The organism is Streptomyces sannanensis (assembly GCF_039536205.1).
Lineage (GTDB): Bacteria > Actinomycetota > Actinomycetes > Streptomycetales > Streptomycetaceae > Streptomyces > Streptomyces sannanensis.
In genome coordinates this window covers 5,367,819-5,382,947 of the sequence record NZ_BAAAYL010000001.1, presented here as the reverse complement: position 1 = coordinate 5,382,947, position 15,129 = coordinate 5,367,819, and the positions used below count along the sequence as shown (strand labels likewise).

General features: G+C 69.0%; 17 protein-coding genes. 9 read left to right on the top strand and 8 right to left on the bottom strand.

Annotated features, from left to right (window positions below; translation table 11 throughout):
• The first annotated feature begins 16 nt into the window (after positions 1–16).
• Complete coding sequence (locus ABD858_RS25155; RefSeq protein ID WP_345041546.1) at positions 17–604, top strand: transposase; 588 nt, start codon at positions 17–19, stop codon at positions 602–604.
• A gap of 97 nt (positions 605–701) precedes the next feature.
• Here ABD858_RS25155 and ABD858_RS25150 read toward each other — a convergent pair whose 3' ends face one another.
• Together ABD858_RS25150 and ABD858_RS25145 are read right to left on the bottom strand one after the other, a co-directional pair.
• The gene (locus tag ABD858_RS25150) at positions 702–1,010 is read right to left on the bottom strand and encodes a helix-turn-helix domain-containing protein (protein WP_345041544.1); all 309 of its coding nucleotides are present in this window, start codon (positions 1,008–1,010) and stop codon (positions 702–704) included.
• Positions 1,010–1,381: a type II toxin-antitoxin system RelE/ParE family toxin gene (locus tag ABD858_RS25145; RefSeq protein WP_345041542.1), complete on the bottom strand. Its 372-nt coding sequence runs from the start codon at positions 1,379–1,381 to the stop codon at positions 1,010–1,012. The genes ABD858_RS25150 and ABD858_RS25145 overlap by 1 nt, the downstream gene beginning before the upstream one ends.
• 466 nt (positions 1,382–1,847) lie before the next feature.
• On the opposite strand from ABD858_RS25145, the gene ABD858_RS25140 reads away from it, so the two are divergent.
• The 5 genes from ABD858_RS25140 to ABD858_RS25120 are packed head-to-tail and all read left to right on the top strand — an operon-like array spanning position 1,848 to position 5,159.
• On the top strand, positions 1,848–2,189 hold the full coding sequence (locus tag ABD858_RS25140; RefSeq protein ID WP_345041540.1) for an ArsR/SmtB family transcription factor: 342 nt from the start codon (positions 1,848–1,850) through the stop codon (positions 2,187–2,189).
• Positions 2,186–3,898, top strand: coding sequence for a SulP family inorganic anion transporter (locus tag ABD858_RS25135; RefSeq protein WP_345041538.1), 1,713 nt, complete (start codon positions 2,186–2,188; stop codon positions 3,896–3,898). The genes ABD858_RS25140 and ABD858_RS25135 overlap by 4 nt, the downstream gene beginning before the upstream one ends.
• Entirely contained in the window at positions 3,895–4,308 is a 414-nt protein-coding gene (locus tag ABD858_RS25130; RefSeq protein ID WP_345041535.1) for a pyridoxamine 5'-phosphate oxidase family protein, read from the top strand. Before ABD858_RS25135 ends, ABD858_RS25130 begins: the two co-directional genes overlap by 4 nt.
• Positions 4,308–4,733: an ATP-binding protein gene (locus ABD858_RS25125; protein WP_345041533.1), complete on the top strand. Its 426-nt coding sequence runs from the start codon at positions 4,308–4,310 to the stop codon at positions 4,731–4,733. Before ABD858_RS25130 ends, ABD858_RS25125 begins: the two co-directional genes overlap by 1 nt.
• 15 nt (positions 4,734–4,748) lie before the next feature.
• Positions 4,749–5,159 (top strand): STAS domain-containing protein, encoded by a 411-nt coding sequence (locus ABD858_RS25120; protein WP_345041531.1) that lies wholly within the window; start codon positions 4,749–4,751, stop codon positions 5,157–5,159.
• Between the two features lie 123 nt (positions 5,160–5,282).
• On the opposite strand, the gene ABD858_RS25115 is transcribed toward ABD858_RS25120, so the two are convergent.
• From ABD858_RS25115 to acnA, 4 genes are all read right to left on the bottom strand, one after another.
• Complete coding sequence (locus ABD858_RS25115; protein WP_345041529.1) at positions 5,283–5,435, bottom strand: DUF6126 family protein; 153 nt, start codon at positions 5,433–5,435, stop codon at positions 5,283–5,285.
• Positions 5,432–5,782, bottom strand: a complete 351-nt coding sequence (locus ABD858_RS25110) for an ArsR/SmtB family transcription factor (RefSeq protein WP_345041527.1) — start codon at positions 5,780–5,782, stop codon at positions 5,432–5,434. Before ABD858_RS25110 ends, ABD858_RS25115 begins: the two co-directional genes overlap by 4 nt.
• The gene (locus tag ABD858_RS25105; RefSeq protein WP_345041525.1) at positions 5,779–5,964 is read right to left on the bottom strand and encodes a hypothetical protein; all 186 of its coding nucleotides are present in this window, start codon (positions 5,962–5,964) and stop codon (positions 5,779–5,781) included. Before ABD858_RS25105 ends, ABD858_RS25110 begins: the two co-directional genes overlap by 4 nt.
• 357 nt (positions 5,965–6,321) lie before the next feature.
• A complete protein-coding gene (acnA, locus tag ABD858_RS25100; protein WP_345041523.1) occupies positions 6,322–9,036 on the bottom strand; it encodes an aconitate hydratase AcnA in 2,715 nt (904 codons plus the stop codon).
• A gap of 273 nt (positions 9,037–9,309) precedes the next feature.
• Here acnA and ABD858_RS25095 point away from each other — a divergent pair, with 273 nt between their 5' ends.
• A complete protein-coding gene (locus ABD858_RS25095; RefSeq protein ID WP_425586249.1) occupies positions 9,310–9,651 on the top strand; it encodes a TnsA-like heteromeric transposase endonuclease subunit in 342 nt (113 codons plus the stop codon).
• A gap of 224 nt (positions 9,652–9,875) precedes the next feature.
• Here the strand turns inward: ABD858_RS25095 and ABD858_RS25090 are convergent, their stop codons facing one another.
• Complete coding sequence (locus tag ABD858_RS25090; protein ID WP_345041520.1) at positions 9,876–10,556, bottom strand: formylglycine-generating enzyme family protein; 681 nt, start codon at positions 10,554–10,556, stop codon at positions 9,876–9,878.
• 439 nt (positions 10,557–10,995) lie between these two features.
• On the opposite strand from ABD858_RS25090, the gene argG reads away from it, so the two are divergent.
• Entirely contained in the window at positions 10,996–12,441 is a 1,446-nt protein-coding gene (gene argG, locus ABD858_RS25085) for an argininosuccinate synthase (RefSeq protein WP_345041518.1), read from the top strand.
• Between the two features lie 349 nt (positions 12,442–12,790).
• Entirely contained in the window at positions 12,791–14,320 is a 1,530-nt protein-coding gene (locus ABD858_RS25080) for a helix-turn-helix domain-containing protein (RefSeq protein ID WP_345041516.1), read from the top strand.
• Between the two features lie 135 nt (positions 14,321–14,455).
• On the opposite strand, the gene ABD858_RS25075 is transcribed toward ABD858_RS25080, so the two are convergent.
• Positions 14,456–14,701: a site-specific integrase gene (locus tag ABD858_RS25075; RefSeq protein ID WP_345041514.1), complete on the bottom strand. Its 246-nt coding sequence runs from the start codon at positions 14,699–14,701 to the stop codon at positions 14,456–14,458.
• Between the last annotated feature and the right edge of the window lie 428 nt (positions 14,702–15,129).

The following is a 15,129-nucleotide window of genomic DNA, read 5'->3' as shown; positions in this document are numbered from 1 at the left end:
ACGGCGTTACGGAAATGTGGCAGACGAGGCCGAGCCGGTCGAGGTGCTCGGCGACTCCGCCTACGGCACCGCCGACCTGCGCGAACACCTCGAACAGGCCGGCCACGACGCCGTCCTCAAACCGCCACCGCTTCGGGTGGCGGTCCCCGGCGGCTTCACCAGCGACGACTTCCACATCGACACCGAAAACAGCCAGGTCACCTGCCCGGCAGGGCACACCCTCCCCCTCGGCAAGCCTCTGAAGGGAGGGTTCCGCCAGGCCCAGTACAAGAAGCTGTGCACCGGCTGCCCGCTGCGTGAACGCTGCACCACCTCCAAGACCGGCCGTGTCCTGCGGGTTCACCCCCAGCACCGGCGCCTGGCCGACGCCCGCGCCCAGGCTGCCGACCCCGCTTGGAAGGACACCTACCGCCGCTGGCGGCCACCCGTCGAACGCGGTATCGCCTGGCTGACCGCCAAAGGCAACCGCCGCTTGCGCTACCTCGGCACCATCAAGAACGACACCTGGATCCGCAACCGCGCTGCCGCCCTCAACCTCCGACGGCTCATCAACCTCGGCCTTGAACCCGCCGACGGCACCTGGACCCTTGCCCCGACTCACTGACGGCCCAACCGTCGCGGAAGCCGCCCTCAACACAAGATTTTCAGTGATCTTCTAGGCGCATGAGCCTTCACATACTCCTCGGTGCGGCCCTGCTGATTCAGGCGGCACGGCTCACGAAGCGAAACTCCGGTGTCGCACGTGGGTCGATGCTTGCCCCGGATTCGAGTGCGGCAGCCAGTTGCTCGATCAGTTCGAGGGTCGGGTCGACACCGCTCTCCTCGATGCGCTCGATGCCCTCCTCCGTCATGCCGGCCCGGTCTGCAAGTTCTGCCGCGCTCCAGCCAAGTGCGGAGCGGCGCTCGTAGACGGCCTGTGCGAAGTCCATACGGCGCCCGGCAGCGCGGTATGCGGCGTCCTCCCGATGCTCGGGCGGGACCCTCCAGCTCGTGTGGTAACCCCTGCTCATCAGGCCTCCTCAGGCCTACTGTAGACGTCGTGCTCGCCCGCAGGCGGATGCTCGGCCTCGCAAAGCTTCCGCGCGCGTTGCGCCTTCTGAACCTGCTCCGCCTCCCGCATCTTGGTCTTTCGGAACACTGTGAGCAAAACGGCTCTGCGTCCGGGAGCCAGCCAGTATGTGACGCGTACAGAACCGATGCGAAGCTCTCTCAGGCCGTCACCGAGATGACTGGCCAGCGGGAAAGGCAAGAGGGGGCCGTCCGACGCAAGCCGGTCGGCGAACCTCTCGACGGCTCGGTAGTCGTCAGGCGTAAGAGTTTCCAGCCACGCACGTACCTCCGGCTCCACTTCGATCGCGAACAGTTCAGGGCGTCCCTGCATACGTTTCAGCCAAGCGGCGCTCTGCCGAGTGCGCCGGATTTCAGCGTTCGCATCACCCGATCGGGCTCTGGTAACGGCGAAGCGCTGCACTGATCGACAGCCGCTGCTCCCCCGCAGCCCGCCCACCGGAACGACGGGGCGGACTGGCACGTCGACGACCTGAGTGACGGCCGCACTCGGAGAACCGCTTACGTCGCACGGAGCATCGGGACTGCAACCTACGGGGTTGCGAAATTGCAAAGTTCTGCAATTGCCTACATCATGGATCCCTGGTCGCGCCTTCTGTGCGGGGGCGCGACCCCCGGGCATGCAGGCGCCGGCACGGCGAGAGCGACGCGCCTTGTACAAGGACGCCCGCGGCCGAGGATCGCGGACGACCGTGGGCGCGTGCCGTGCCCCGGCGGTGACCAGCCGCCCGGCGGTCCGCATGCGCGGGCGATGTCGATGATGAGGAGGAGACAGGCCGATGCCGGTTCCGCTGTACCAGGCGAAGGCGGAGTTCTTCCGGATGCTGGGGCATCCGGTGCGCATCCGGGTGCTGGACCTGCTGCAGGACGGGCCGATGCCCGTGCGTGACCTGCTCGCCGAGATCGAGATCGAGCCCGCCGCGCTCTCCCAGCAGCTCGCGGTCCTGCGCCGCTCGGGGATCGTGACCTCCACCAGAGAGGGCTCCACCGTCGTCTACGAGCTGGCCGGCGGCGACGTGGCGGAGCTGCTGCGGGCCGCCCGCCGGATCCTGACCGAGATGCTCTCCGGGCAGAACGAGCTGCTGGCCGAGCTGCGGGAAGCCGAGGTTCCGGCCCCATGAGCACTCCTGTGGCCCGGGGCATCGCCCGGGTGCGTTCCTTGCTTCCGTCCCGCGCCGACCTGGCCGCGATGGGCCGCGACCCGCGCCGTGACCTGCTGGCCGGGCTGACCGTCGCCATCGTCGCCCTGCCGCTGGCACTCGGCTTCGGTGTCTCATCCGGCCTGGGCGCCGAGGCGGGGCTTGCCACCGCCGTGGTCGCGGGCACGGTGGCCGCCGTCTTCGGCGGGTCGAACCTCCAGGTCTCCGGACCGACCGGCGCGATGACCGTCGTCCTGGTGCCGATCGTCGCCCAGTACGGCACCGGCGGCGTGCTGATGGTCGGCCTGATCGCCGGGCTGATGCTGCTCGGCCTGGCCGTGGCGCGGGCCGGCCGCTACATGGCCTATATCCCGGCCTCCGTGGTGGAGGGCTTCACTCTCGGCATCGCCTGCGTGATCGGCCTGCAGCAGGTCCCTGGCGCGCTCGGCGTGGCCAAGCCGGAGGGCGACAAGGTCCTGGTGGTGACCTGGCACGCCATCGGGGAGTTCGTGAAGTCGCCGAACTGGACCGCCGTGGCGCTCGCGGCCGCGGTGGCGCTCGTGATGCTGGTGGGGGCCCGCCGACGGCCCACCGTCCCGTTCTCGATCGTCGCGGTCGTCGCCGCCACGATCGTCGCGCAGGTCTTCCATCTGGACGCGGCCGCCCCGATCGGGGACCTGCCGTCGGGACTGCCCGCTCCCTCCCTCGATTTCGTCGAACCGTCCGCGCTCGGCTCCCTGCTCGCCCCGGCCGTCGCGGTCGCCGCTCTGGCCGCGCTGGAGTCGCTGCTGTCCGCGCAGGTCGCCGACGGCATGACGGTCGGGCAGAAGCACGATCCGGACAGGGAACTGTTCGGGCAGGGCCTGGCGAACATCGCCGCCCCGCTGTTCGGCGGCGTTCCCGCGACCGGCGCGATCGCCCGTACCGCTGTCAACGTCCGCACCGGCGCCTCCTCACGGCTGGCCGCCCTGACCCATGCCGCCGTGCTGGCGGTGATCGTGTACGCCGCTGCCCCGCTGGTCTCCAAGATCCCGCTCGCGGCCCTGGCCGGGGTGCTGATCGCGACCGCGATCCGCATGGTAGAGGTCGGCTCGCTGCGGGCGATGGCGAAGGCGACCCGCGCGGACGCCGTGGTCCTGGTCCTCACGGCGGTGGCCACCCTCGCCCTGGACCTGGTCTACGCGGTCATCATCGGCCTGATCGTGGCCGGGGCCCTCGCCCTGCGGGCGGTGGCCCGCCAGGCCCGTATGGACCAGGTCGACTTCCGCCCCGACCTGCCCGGCGAGCACAGCGACGAGGAACACGCGCTGCTCGCGGAGCACATCGTCGCCTACCGCATCGACGGGCCGCTGTTCTTCGCCGGCGCCCACCGCTTCCTGCTGGAGCTGTCCGAGGTCGCCGACGTCCGCGTGGTGATCCTGCGTATGTCCCGGGTCACCACCATGGACGCCACCGGCGCCCTCGTCCTCAAGGACGCGGTCGAGAAGCTCCACCGCCGCGGCATCGCAGTGATGACCTCCGGCATCCGCCCCGGACAGCGCCAAGCCCTGGAATCCGTCGGCGCGCTCGACCTGCTGCGCCACGAGGGGCGGGAGTACGCCACCACTCCAGAGGCCATCGCCGGGGCCCGCGAGTACCTCGAACACGCCGGGCTCCTGGCCCCGCACCACACACGGAAGGCGATGCGATGAGCGTCCCCGCCCACCGTCTGATGACCGAGGTGTCCGGGACCGAGGCCCTGTGGCTCCTGGAAGGCTCCGCACGGGGCCGGGTGGCCTATGTGCAGCGCGAGGTCGTGGTCGTCCGCCCCGCCGTCCATGTCCTGGAGTACGGGCGCCTGATCGTCCGCACCCCCGTCCAGGCCGCCGCCCTGACCGGGCGCGTTCTGCTCACCTACCACGCCGACGAGGTCCGCATGCCCACCGGCACCGGCTGGAGTGTGTCCGCGACCGGCCCGTGCGAGGTCGTCACGGACCCGGACGAGGCCGCCCACTACCGGCGCACCCTGCCCGGCTGGGCCCACGGACCGCACGACACCCTGCTGCGGCTCCGCCCCCGGACGGTGGCCGGCTTCCGCCTCGGCACCGGACAGGAGCGCTGATGGCCCCCGAGTGGGAGAGGCTGCCACTGCGGCATGTACTGACCGTGCCCGCCATGGGATCGGCCGTACGGATGGCGCGGGAGACCACGGAGATGGTCCTGACGGAGTGGGGCATCTCCCGGCGCCATCCCAGCGTGGACCCCGCCCTGCTGATCCTGTCGGAGCTGGTCACCAACAGCGTCCGCCACGCCGCCGTCCTCTCGGAGAACGTCACCGTCGTCTACGCCGCCGGGCCCGGCACCTTCGCGTTCGCCGTCCACGACCGCCACCCCTACCAGCCGCCCCTGTACGCGGCGGTCACGAGTACCGCGGGCACCGGTCTGGCCACCGTCGTCGAGCTCACCCTCTCGCTGGGCGGCACCGCCGTCGTACGCGGCGACACCGACGGACGCGGCAAAAGCATCTGGATCACCCTCCCCCTGTAGAAAGCCGAGGCCCTGATGACCATCGAGTGGCGCTACACCACCCACCCCGGCCTCGGCGTGCTGTCCCTGGCCGGGCACCTCGGCGCCGAGGCGATCGCCCGGTTCGACGGCGCGATCGGCTGGGTGCAGGCCCGGGGCAGCGGCCCGGTCGTGCTGGACCTGACCGGACTGCGCGGCTGGTCGGTCGGCGGCCAGGTCGCCGTCGCCCAGGCCGCCCGCCGGCTCGCCGAGGAGGGCCGACCCCTGGAACTCGCGGCGATCCCCGCCGACGGCTCACTCGTCCCCGACGCCAAGGGCCCCGCCATCCGGGTCCACTGCGACCTGCCCACCGCGCTCGCCGCCCACCAGGTCACCGCCGGTGAGCAGCGGCAGTGGTGCAGCGACCGGTGGCCGGACGAGCGGACGGCGTCGCAACCGAGTTCCTGAGAAAGCCTGACCCCGCGCCGCCGAGTGACCTGCGGCCCCGCCCTCAAGTGAGGACGGGGCCGCAGGCGTCCGGGCCGACGTGCGCCGCTGCGGCGCGATTCACGGCGTGGGGCCGCACCGGGCTCATTTGTGGGCGTGCCGGCCGATGTAGAACAGCAGCCACACGAACCCGGCGAACAGGTGGGTGCCGAAGACATAGAAGGCGGCGCGCAGCGCCACCCCCCTCTCCAGCCACCGCTCGACATCCTTCTCGCGCTGCTTGCGCGGTTCGCTCATGACGTTGCCCGGGCGTCGGTGGTGGTCAGCTCGGCCAGCAGGTCCTGCTGCCCGGCCAGCATCACCGTCAGGATCCGCCGGGCGGCCCGCATCAGCTCCGCCACGTCCCCGCCGGCCAGCTCGTACACCACCGTGGTGCCCTCGCGGGTCGCGGTCACGATGCCCGAGCGGCGCAGGACCGCGAGCTGCTGGGAGAGGCTGGAGGGCTCGATCTCGATCTTCGTGAGCAGGTCGCGTACGGGCATCGGCCCGTCCTGCAGCAGCTCCAGGACGCGGATACGTACCGGATGCCCCAGCATCCTGAAGAACTCGGCCTTCGCCTGGTACAGCGGTACCGCGGGCTTCACTGGTCGCTCACCTCGTCCTCCGTCTCGATCCTGATGTTGTGCCGGGCAGCGAGCCGCAGCGCGTCCTCCAGCTCCTCCCGGGCCAGTTCGGCCCCGTGGGCGTCCCCGGCGGCCAACGCGGCCTCGATGTCGGCCCGCGCCTGCCGGACACGCTCACGGACGGCATCAGCGAATACGCTCACCTTCAGTCCCGTCCCTTCCTCGCCGGTCGACTCGATGACTTGCCAATTGAAGAACTCTTCAAGTCTAGTGCCGCGACCGGCAACGTTCGCCCGTCAAGGAGCGGCGTCCGGTGCGTGCGATCGCAAGGCGGCCGAAGGCCCTCGTAGCAGCGCTCCATGGGTTTTCGGCCAACGCAGCGCGCGTGCGTGCCGGGCGTCGCGACGGGGCAAACGTTGCCGGGAGGGGCACTAGGTGCCAGGGTCGAGGTCTCGTAGCTCCGAAGCCGCCGCGAAGGGCAGGCAGAGGGTTGCCGGCAGCGACGAAGGGCCGCACCCCCTCGTCGGACGGGATGCGGCCCTTCGGTGTGTGCGTGAGCCTTACTTGCGGATCAGGCTGCGCAGCACGTACTGCATGATGCCGCCGTTGCGGTAGTAGTCCGCCTCACCCGGGGTGTCGATACGGACGACCGCGTCGAACTCGACGCCCGTGTCCGTGGTGACCTTGACCGTACGCGGGGTGCGGCCCTCGTTGAGCTCGGTGACGCCCGCGAAGGAGAAGGTCTCCTCGCCGGTCAGGCCCAGGGACTCGGCCGAGGCGCCCTCCGGGAACTGCAGGGGCAGGACGCCCATGCCGATGAGGTTCGAGCGGTGGATGCGCTCGTACGACTCGGCGATGACGGCCTTGACGCCCAGCAGCGCGGTGCCCTTCGCGGCCCAGTCGCGGGACGAGCCGGAACCGTACTCCTTGCCGGCCAGGACGACCAGCGGGACGCCCGCGGCGATGTAGTTGCGGGAGGCGTCATAGATGAAGGAGACCGGGCCGCCCTCGGCGGTGAAGTCGCGGGTGTAGCCGCCCTCGGTGCCCGGCGCGATCTGGTTGCGCAGGCGGATGTTGGCGAACGTACCGCGGATCATGACCTCGTGGTTGCCGCGGCGGGAGCCGTAGCTGTTGAAGTCGCGGCGCTCGACGCCGTGCTCCGTGAGGTACTTGCCGGCCGGGGTGTCGGCCTTGATGGCACCGGCCGGGGAGATGTGGTCGGTGGTGACCGAGTCGCCCAGCTTGGCGAGGACGCGGGCACCGGTGATGTCGGTGACCGGGGTGGTCTCCATCGTCATGCCCTCGAAGTACGGGGGCTTGCGGACGTAGGTGGACTGCGGGTCCCACTCGAAGGTGTTGCCGGTCGGGATCGGCAGCGACTGCCACTGCGCGTCACCGGCGAAGACGTCCTGGTAGGACGAGGAGAACATGTCCTCGCCGATGGCGGAGGCGACGACCTCGTTGACCTCTGCCTCGGACGGCCAGATGTCCTTCAGGTGGACCGGGTTGCCGTCGGTGTCGGTGCCGAGGGCGTCCTTGGTGATGTCCACCTTCATGGAGCCGGCGATGGCGTAGGCGACGACCAGCGGCGGGGACGCCAGGTAGTTCATCTTGACGTCGGGGTTGATCCGGCCCTCGAAGTTGCGGTTGCCGGACAGGACCGAGGTGACGGCCAGGTCGTGGTCGTTGACCGCCTTGGAGACCTCCTCCGGCAGCGGGCCGGAGTTGCCGATGCAGGTGGTGCAGCCGTAACCGACGAGGTTGAAGCCCATCTTGTCGAGGTACGGGGTGAGGCCGGCACGGTCGTAGTAGTCCATGACGACCTTGGAGCCCGGGGCGAGCGTGGTCTTGACCCACGGCTTGCGGGTGAGGCCCTTCTCGACCGCCTTCTTGGCCACCAGCGCGGCGGCGACCATGACGTACGGGTTCGAGGTGTTGGTGCAGGAGGTGATCGCGGCGACGGTGACGGCGCCGTGGTCGATCTCGTACGTCGAGCCGTCCGCGGCGGTGACCGGGGTCGGGCGGGTCGGGACGCCGTTGTGCTCGGCCGGGGCGTCGGAGGCCGGGAAGGACTCCTTGCCCGCCTCGGCGTCGTCCTCGACGTAGTTGCGCACGTCCTGCGCGAACTGCTGGGCGGCGTTGGCCAGGACGATACGGTCCTGCGGGCGCTTCGGGCCGGCGATCGACGGGACGACGGTGGAGAGGTCCAGCTCGAGCTTCTCGGAGAAGTCGGGCTCGGCGGCCGGGTCGAGCCAGAGGCCCTGCTCCTTGGCGTACGCCTCGACGAGCGCGACCTGCTGCGGGGAGCGCCCGGTCAGGCGCAGGTAGTTGAGGGTCTCGTCGTCGATCGGGAAGATCGCGGCGGTGGAGCCGAACTCCGGCGACATGTTGCCGATGGTGGCGCGGTTCGCGAGGGAGGTGGCGGCGACGCCCTCACCGTAGAACTCGACGAACTTGCCGACGACACCGTGCTTGCGGAGCATCTCGGTGATGGTCAGCACCAGGTCGGTGGCGGTGGTGCCGGTGGGCAGCTCGCCGGTCAGCTTGAAGCCGACGACGCGCGGGATGAGCATCGAGACCGGCTGGCCGAGCATCGCGGCCTCGGCCTCGATGCCGCCGACGCCCCAGCCCAGCACACCGAGGCCGTTGACCATGGTGGTGTGCGAGTCGGTGCCGACGAGGGTGTCCGGGTAGGCCTGGCCGCCCCGGACCATGACCGTACGGGCCAGGTGCTCGATGTTGACCTGGTGGACGATGCCGGTGCCGGGCGGGACGACCTTGAACTCGTCGAAGGCGGTCTGGCCCCAGCGCAGGAACTGGTAGCGCTCCTTGTTGCGGCCGTACTCCAGCTCCACGTTCTGGGCGAAGGAGTCCGGGGTGCCGAACTTGTCGGCGATGACGGAGTGGTCGATGACCAGCTCGGCCGGGGCCAGCGGGTTGATCTTCGCCGGGTCGCCGCCGAGCTCCTTCACGGCCTCACGCATGGTGGCGAGGTCCACGACACAGGGCACGCCGGTGAAGTCCTGCATGATCACGCGGGCCGGCGTGAACTGGATCTCCTGGCTCGGCTGCGCCTGGGAGTCCCAGTTGCCGAGCGCGCGGATGTGGTCGGCGGTGATGTTCGCGCCGTCCTCGGTGCGGAGCAGGTTCTCCAGCAGCACCTTCAGGCTGTAGGGCAGACGGGCCGAGCCCTCGACCTTGTCCAGCCGGAAGATCTCGTACGACTCGTCGCCCACGCGCAGCGTGCTGCGGGCGTCGAAGCTGTTCGCCGACACGACAGTCTCCTTCATCAATGTGCGCGTACCGCGGCCATCCTGCCGTCGCAGCCTGGAGCCGATCCGCTAAGGTTGGGCTAACTTAGGTAAGCCTTAGTGACTCGGGGGCGATACGCCTCGTACAGATATCTCGATGTCGAGATAACACTAATACATCGCCGCGCCGCGGTCATGTGCAGCACGACTTTGTCCGCTGTCCTCCAATCGAGGCGTTCGACAGCGATCCCGGTCGTTTCGGCTTCCTTGCCGGCGAAGTGCGTCCAGCTGTCGTACGTGGATGCTGTACGTGGGCGTCGGCGGGGTCCGCTGCTGGACTGCGCGACGGCGCGGTTCGAGGACGTGCCCGCGGTACGGCCGTTTCGCTGGTCGCGTGGTGAGCGTCACTTCTCGGGCTGGTACTGGGCGGCGACGACCGGGCGGCACGTCGGTTTCGAGTCGCGGCTGGAGCGGGACCGGCTTCTGCTGATGGATTTCGATCCCGAAGTGGTGGGGATCGCCTCGCAGCCGTTCTGGCTGCACTGGAACGACGGCGAGCGTGAGCGTCGGCACGCTCCGGACTACTTACGTACGCCGTTCGGACGGCTCTGCGGTGGTTGTCGATGTCCGCGCCGATGAGCGGATCCGACCGAAGGACGCGGAAGCGTTCGAGGTGACCCGTCTGACCTGCGGCCAGGCAGGATGGGGGTTTCGAGCGGGTCGGGGTTCCGGAGGCGGTGCTGCTGGCGAATGCCTGGTGGCCGCGTCTACTTCCGGTCCCGCCCACGACCCGTGTCCCGTCTCTGTCGACCTGATCCCCGTCTCCGATGATTCGCTTGATGCCTCAGAACGGGAACCGATGGTCACACGATGGAGCGCGCGATGCGGAACCCTACGTCGTCGACCTGGAATGTCGGGTGGCTGCGGCGCCGCGCAGAGGCACGGCAACTCCAGTGCTCATCGAACCAACCACCGCCACGGAGCACCCGGTAGGTGCCGTAGGCCTCGGCATCGTAGACGTCCCAGCACCAGTCCCAGACGTTGCCGAGCATGTCGTAAAGACCCCACGGGTTGGGCCGTTTGCCACCCACGTCGTGGATCTGCTCGTGCGAGTTGCCGCGGTACCAGGCGATCTCGTCGAGCGGCGCGTACTGCGGCCCGGTCGTACCAGCACGGCAGGCGTGCTCCCATTCGGCTTCGGTCGGCAGTCGGTACCCGTCGGCGGACGCGTCCCACTCGATACCTTCGCCACCTTCGCCGTCGTCAAGGAGGTGGTACGCGGGCGTGAACCCGTCGCACTGGGACAGGGTGTTGCAGAACCGCGCCGCATCCCACCAAGAAACGCACTCGACGGGCAACTGGTCCCCATGGGCGGCACTCGGCCGCTGGCCTGTGATCTGGGCGTACAACGCCTGGGTGACCGGGAATGCCGCGAGCTGATAGGGCGCAAGCTCGACCGACCAACTGCGCTGCGTCCGCCGGTCCGACAGCGTGACCTGCCCCGGCGGGATGGCGATCATCTCGTTCCCTGCATTCACGTCCATGCTCAGGGCATCCTAACGAGACCTGCCAGTGTGAAACAGCAAAGCCGAACCCGATCGACTGGGACAGCACCGGCACCCAGGCGCCCCGGACCATGTCAGCTGGGATTCCCGGCGACCAGGCGTCTCAACCGATCTGGTCGCCCCAGGTCAGATCATCCGGGACGGGACAACCCGCCTGACGTGATCATTTGCCGGCCGATCCAGTCGAGGCAGGTCAGCGCACGCCAACCGACTGACTTCGCCGGCAAAGGACAACGACTGGTCCCAGTCCCGTCTCGCCCCATCGAGCCGTTTCCTCGATGAACCGAGTCGTTCGGCTTCCGCCTCGGCACTCTCGGTCGCGCGACCGAGAGTGCCGAGGATGCCGGATGAATACCGCGCCACGGCGAATTCCCAGCGACACGTTGCATGATCATGCAGAATCCTGCATACTCTTCCCATGTCCAAGGTCCTCACCTCCCTTCCCGCCGGAGAGCGCGTCGGCATCGCCTTCTCGGGTGGCCTCGACACCTCGGTCGCCGTCGCGTGGATGCGCGACAAGGGCGCCATCCCGTGCACCTACACCGCCGACATCGGCCAGTACGACGAGCCCGACATCGCCTCGGTGCCTGGCCGCGCGAAGACCTACGGCGCCGAGATCGCGCGCCTGGTCGACTGCCGCGCGGCGCTGGTGGAGGAGGGCTTGGCCGCGCTCACCTGCGGGGCGTTCCACATCCGCTCGGGCGGGCGTGCCTACTTCAACACCACGCCGCTCGGCCGCGCCGTCACCGGTACCCTCCTGGTCCGGGCGATGCTCGAGGACGACGTACAGATCTGGGGCGACGGCTCGACCTTCAAGGGCAACGACATCGAGCGGTTCTACCGGTACGGCCTGCTCGCCAACCCGCACCTGCGGATCTACAAGCCCTGGCTGGACGCGGACTTCGTGACCGAGCTCGGCGGCCGCAAGGAGATGTCGGAGTGGCTTCTCGCCCACGACCTGCCCTACCGCGACAGCACAGAGAAGGCGTACTCCACCGACGCCAACATCTGGGGCGCCACTCACGAGGCGAAGACCCTGGAGCACCTGGACAACGGCATCGAGACCGTCGATCCGATCATGGGCGTGCGGTTCTGGGACCCTGAAGTCGACATCCTCCCCGAGGACGTGACGATCGGCTTCGAGCAGGGCCGACCGGTGACGATCAACGGCAAGGAGTTCGCCTCCCCCGTCGACCTGGTGATGGAGGCGAACGCCATCGGCGGCCGCCACGGCCTGGGCATGTCCGACCAGATCGAGAACCGGATCATCGAGGCCAAGAGCCGCGGCATCTACGAGGCGCCCGGCATGGCCCTGCTGCACGCGGCGTACGAGCGCCTGGTCAACGCGATCCACAACGAGGACACCCTGGCCCAGTACCACAACGAGGGACGGCGCCTCGGCCGGCTGATGTACGAGGGCCGCTGGCTGGACCCGCAGGCGCTGATGATCCGCGAGTCGCTGCAGCGCTGGGTCGGCGCGGCCGTCACCGGCGAGGTGACGCTGCGGCTGCGGCGCGGTGACGACTACTCGATCCTCGACACCACGGGCCCGGCGTTCAGCTACCACCCGGACAAGCTGTCCATGGAGCGCACCGAGGACTCGGCGTTCGGCCCGGTGGACCGGATCGGCCAGCTCACCATGCGCAACCTCGACATCGCCGACTCGCGCGCCAAGCTGGAGCAGTACGCCGGACTCGGCCTGATCGGCACCGCCAATCCCGCCATCGGTGCCGCCCAGGCGGCCGCGACCGGGCTGATCGGCACCATGCCGCAGGGCGGCGCCGAGGCCATCGCGTCCCGCGGCCAGGTCTCCGGTGACGACGAAATGCTGGACCGCGCCGCGATGGAGTTCGGCACGGACTGACCCGCCCGGTCGAACGGAAGGCTCGCCCCCGTGGGGGATGCACCACCGGAAAGGCTGGCTCGGCGCCCACGGCGTCGAGCCGGCCTTCGTCGTCCGGATCTGCCCCAACCCGCCCACCTCGAGCGGCTGACCACATCCGTGCTCCGCAGGGCACGACGAGGGTCTGGAGCCGGGAGAGCGGGACGGTCGCCCGACTCGCTTTTCTGTGCCCGGACATCACAAATGAAAACGTTCAGATGGCACTGAGTCTCTTGTATGCACCACACGATGACATGTGAGATATAAGGGACAAGAGGCCGAAATCGACGCTGAATTGGTCGCCATCTCATATGCGATATAGCCTCGCCTCATGACCGACGACTACCTCGTACGCATCGGCAAGCTCATCCGTGACGCACGACAGCATCGTGGCTGGACACAGACTCAGCTCGCCGATGCCCTGGGTACCAGCCAGAGCGCGGTGAACCGGATCGAGCGAGGCAACCAGAACATCAGCCTTGAGATGATCGCCCGGATCGGTGAGGCACTGGACAGCGAGATCGTCTCCCTCGGGTATGCGGGTCCCATGCATCTCCGGGTGGTCGGACGACGCCGACTGTCGGGCTCCATCGACGTCAAGACGAGCAAGAACGCATGCGTGGCGCTGCTCTGCGGCTCACTGCTCAACAAGGGACGCACGGTACTGCGCCGGGTGGCGCGGATCGAGGAGGTCTTCCGCATCCTGGAGGTGCTGAACTCCATCGGCGTGCGCACCCGCTGGGTCAACGGCGGGACCGATCTGGAGATCGTCCCTCCGGCCGATCTCGACCTGGACGGCATCGACGCGGAGGCGGCCCGGCGGACCCGCAGCATCATCATGTTCCTGGGTCCGCTGCTGCACCGGATGGACCACTTCAGGCTGCCGTACGCCGGCGGCTGCGATCTGGGCACCCGCACCATCGAGCCGCACATGATCGCGCTGCGCCGGTTCGGCCTGGACATCACCGCGACGGAGGGTCAGTACCACGCGAGGGTGGACCGCAGCGTCACACCCGACCGTGCGATCGTCCTGACCGAGCGCGGTGACACGGTGACCGAGAACGCGCTGCTCGCGGCCGCGCGGCACGACGGGGTGACCGTCATCCGCAACGCCTCCTCCAACTACATGGTCCAGGACCTGTGCTTCTTCCTGGAGGCGCTGGGCGTACGCGTCGAGGGCATCGGAACGACGACGCTCACCGTGCACGGCGTACCGAACATCGACATGGACGTCGACTACTCCCCCTCCGAGGACCCGGTCGAGGCGATGAGCCTGGTCGCCGCCGCTGTGGTCACCGAGTCGGAGCTGACCATCCGCCGCGTACCGATCGAGTTCCTCGAGATCGAGCTCGCGGTACTGGAGGAGATGGGCCTCGACCACGACCGCTCCCCGGAGTACACGGCCGACAACGGCCGTACCCGCCTGGTGGATCTCACGGTCCGGCCGTCCAAGCTGGAGGCCCCGATCGACAAGATCCACCCGATGCCGTTCCCCGGCCTGAACATCGACAACGTGCCGTTCTTCGCGGCCATCGCGGCGGTCGCCCAGGGCAAGACCCTGATCCACGACTGGGTGTACGACAACCGCGCGATCTATCTCACGGACCTCAACCGCCTCGGCGGCCGCCTCCAGCTGCTCGACCCGCACCGCGTACTCGTCGAGGGCCCGACCCGCTGGCGCGCGGCCGAGATGATGTGCCCGCCCGCACTGCGCCCGGCCGTGGTGGTGCTGCTGGCGATGATGGCGGCGGAGGGTACGTCCGTACTGCGCAACGTCTATGTCATCAACCGTGGTTACGAGGATCTGGCGGAGCGGCTCAACACGGTGGGAGCGCGGATCGAGACCTTCCGGGATATCTGAGCAACGGCTGCCGCCGCACCCTATGTGACCTGCACGAATGCGGGTCTGGAAGGGGTGCGGCAGCGCCTCTGGGACTTCTCTGGGACTTCTCTGGGACTTTGGGCCGGGGCCGGGCTGTTCCCAGTTGCTTGGGAGCTACCCGAAGACGGCGTCTATGGCGGCGCTGCCACGTGCGCCCGCGCGGGGCAGGAAGTGGGCGTACTTCCGGAGCGTGAACCCGGGGTCCGAGTGGCCGAGCCACCGAGCCAGGGAGACGACCGACTCACCGGCCTCCAACTGCTCGGATGCGTAGAAGTGCCGCAGGGCGTGGTAGCCGTGCTCTCGCGAGAGCTCCCACACGCGGGCTCCGTCCGGAGCGCTCTCCTCCAGCGGGGCAATCACGCCGGCCTCCGGCCAGAGCGGGCTTCCAGACGTAGGAGTTGAAGTAGTTCCGGTTGGTCGCCTTCCGCTCGCGTCCGGTCACCAGGAGGTTGTACGTCCTCGGCCGGCAATGCTTGGCTTCCACCGGTGTCTGCGGGGGGCTCGGGGCGTCCCACGGCATGGTGATCGGCAGGGGCGCAAAGAGGTCGATGTGCCGCCACAGGGCCTTGGCCACGCTGGGAGGCAAGGGCACGTCACGCACCTTGCGCCCCTTGGGAAGTGCGAAGCACAGCTTCGTCCGCACCATCTTGACCTGCCGTCGGATCCGGACGACGTCTTGATCGAAGTCGATGTCCTCCCTGGCCAGGCCGAACGCCTCTCCTTGCCGGAGCCCGAGTCCCGCACCGATTTCGATGAGGACTCGGTAGCGCTCCGGCAGAGCGGCACGC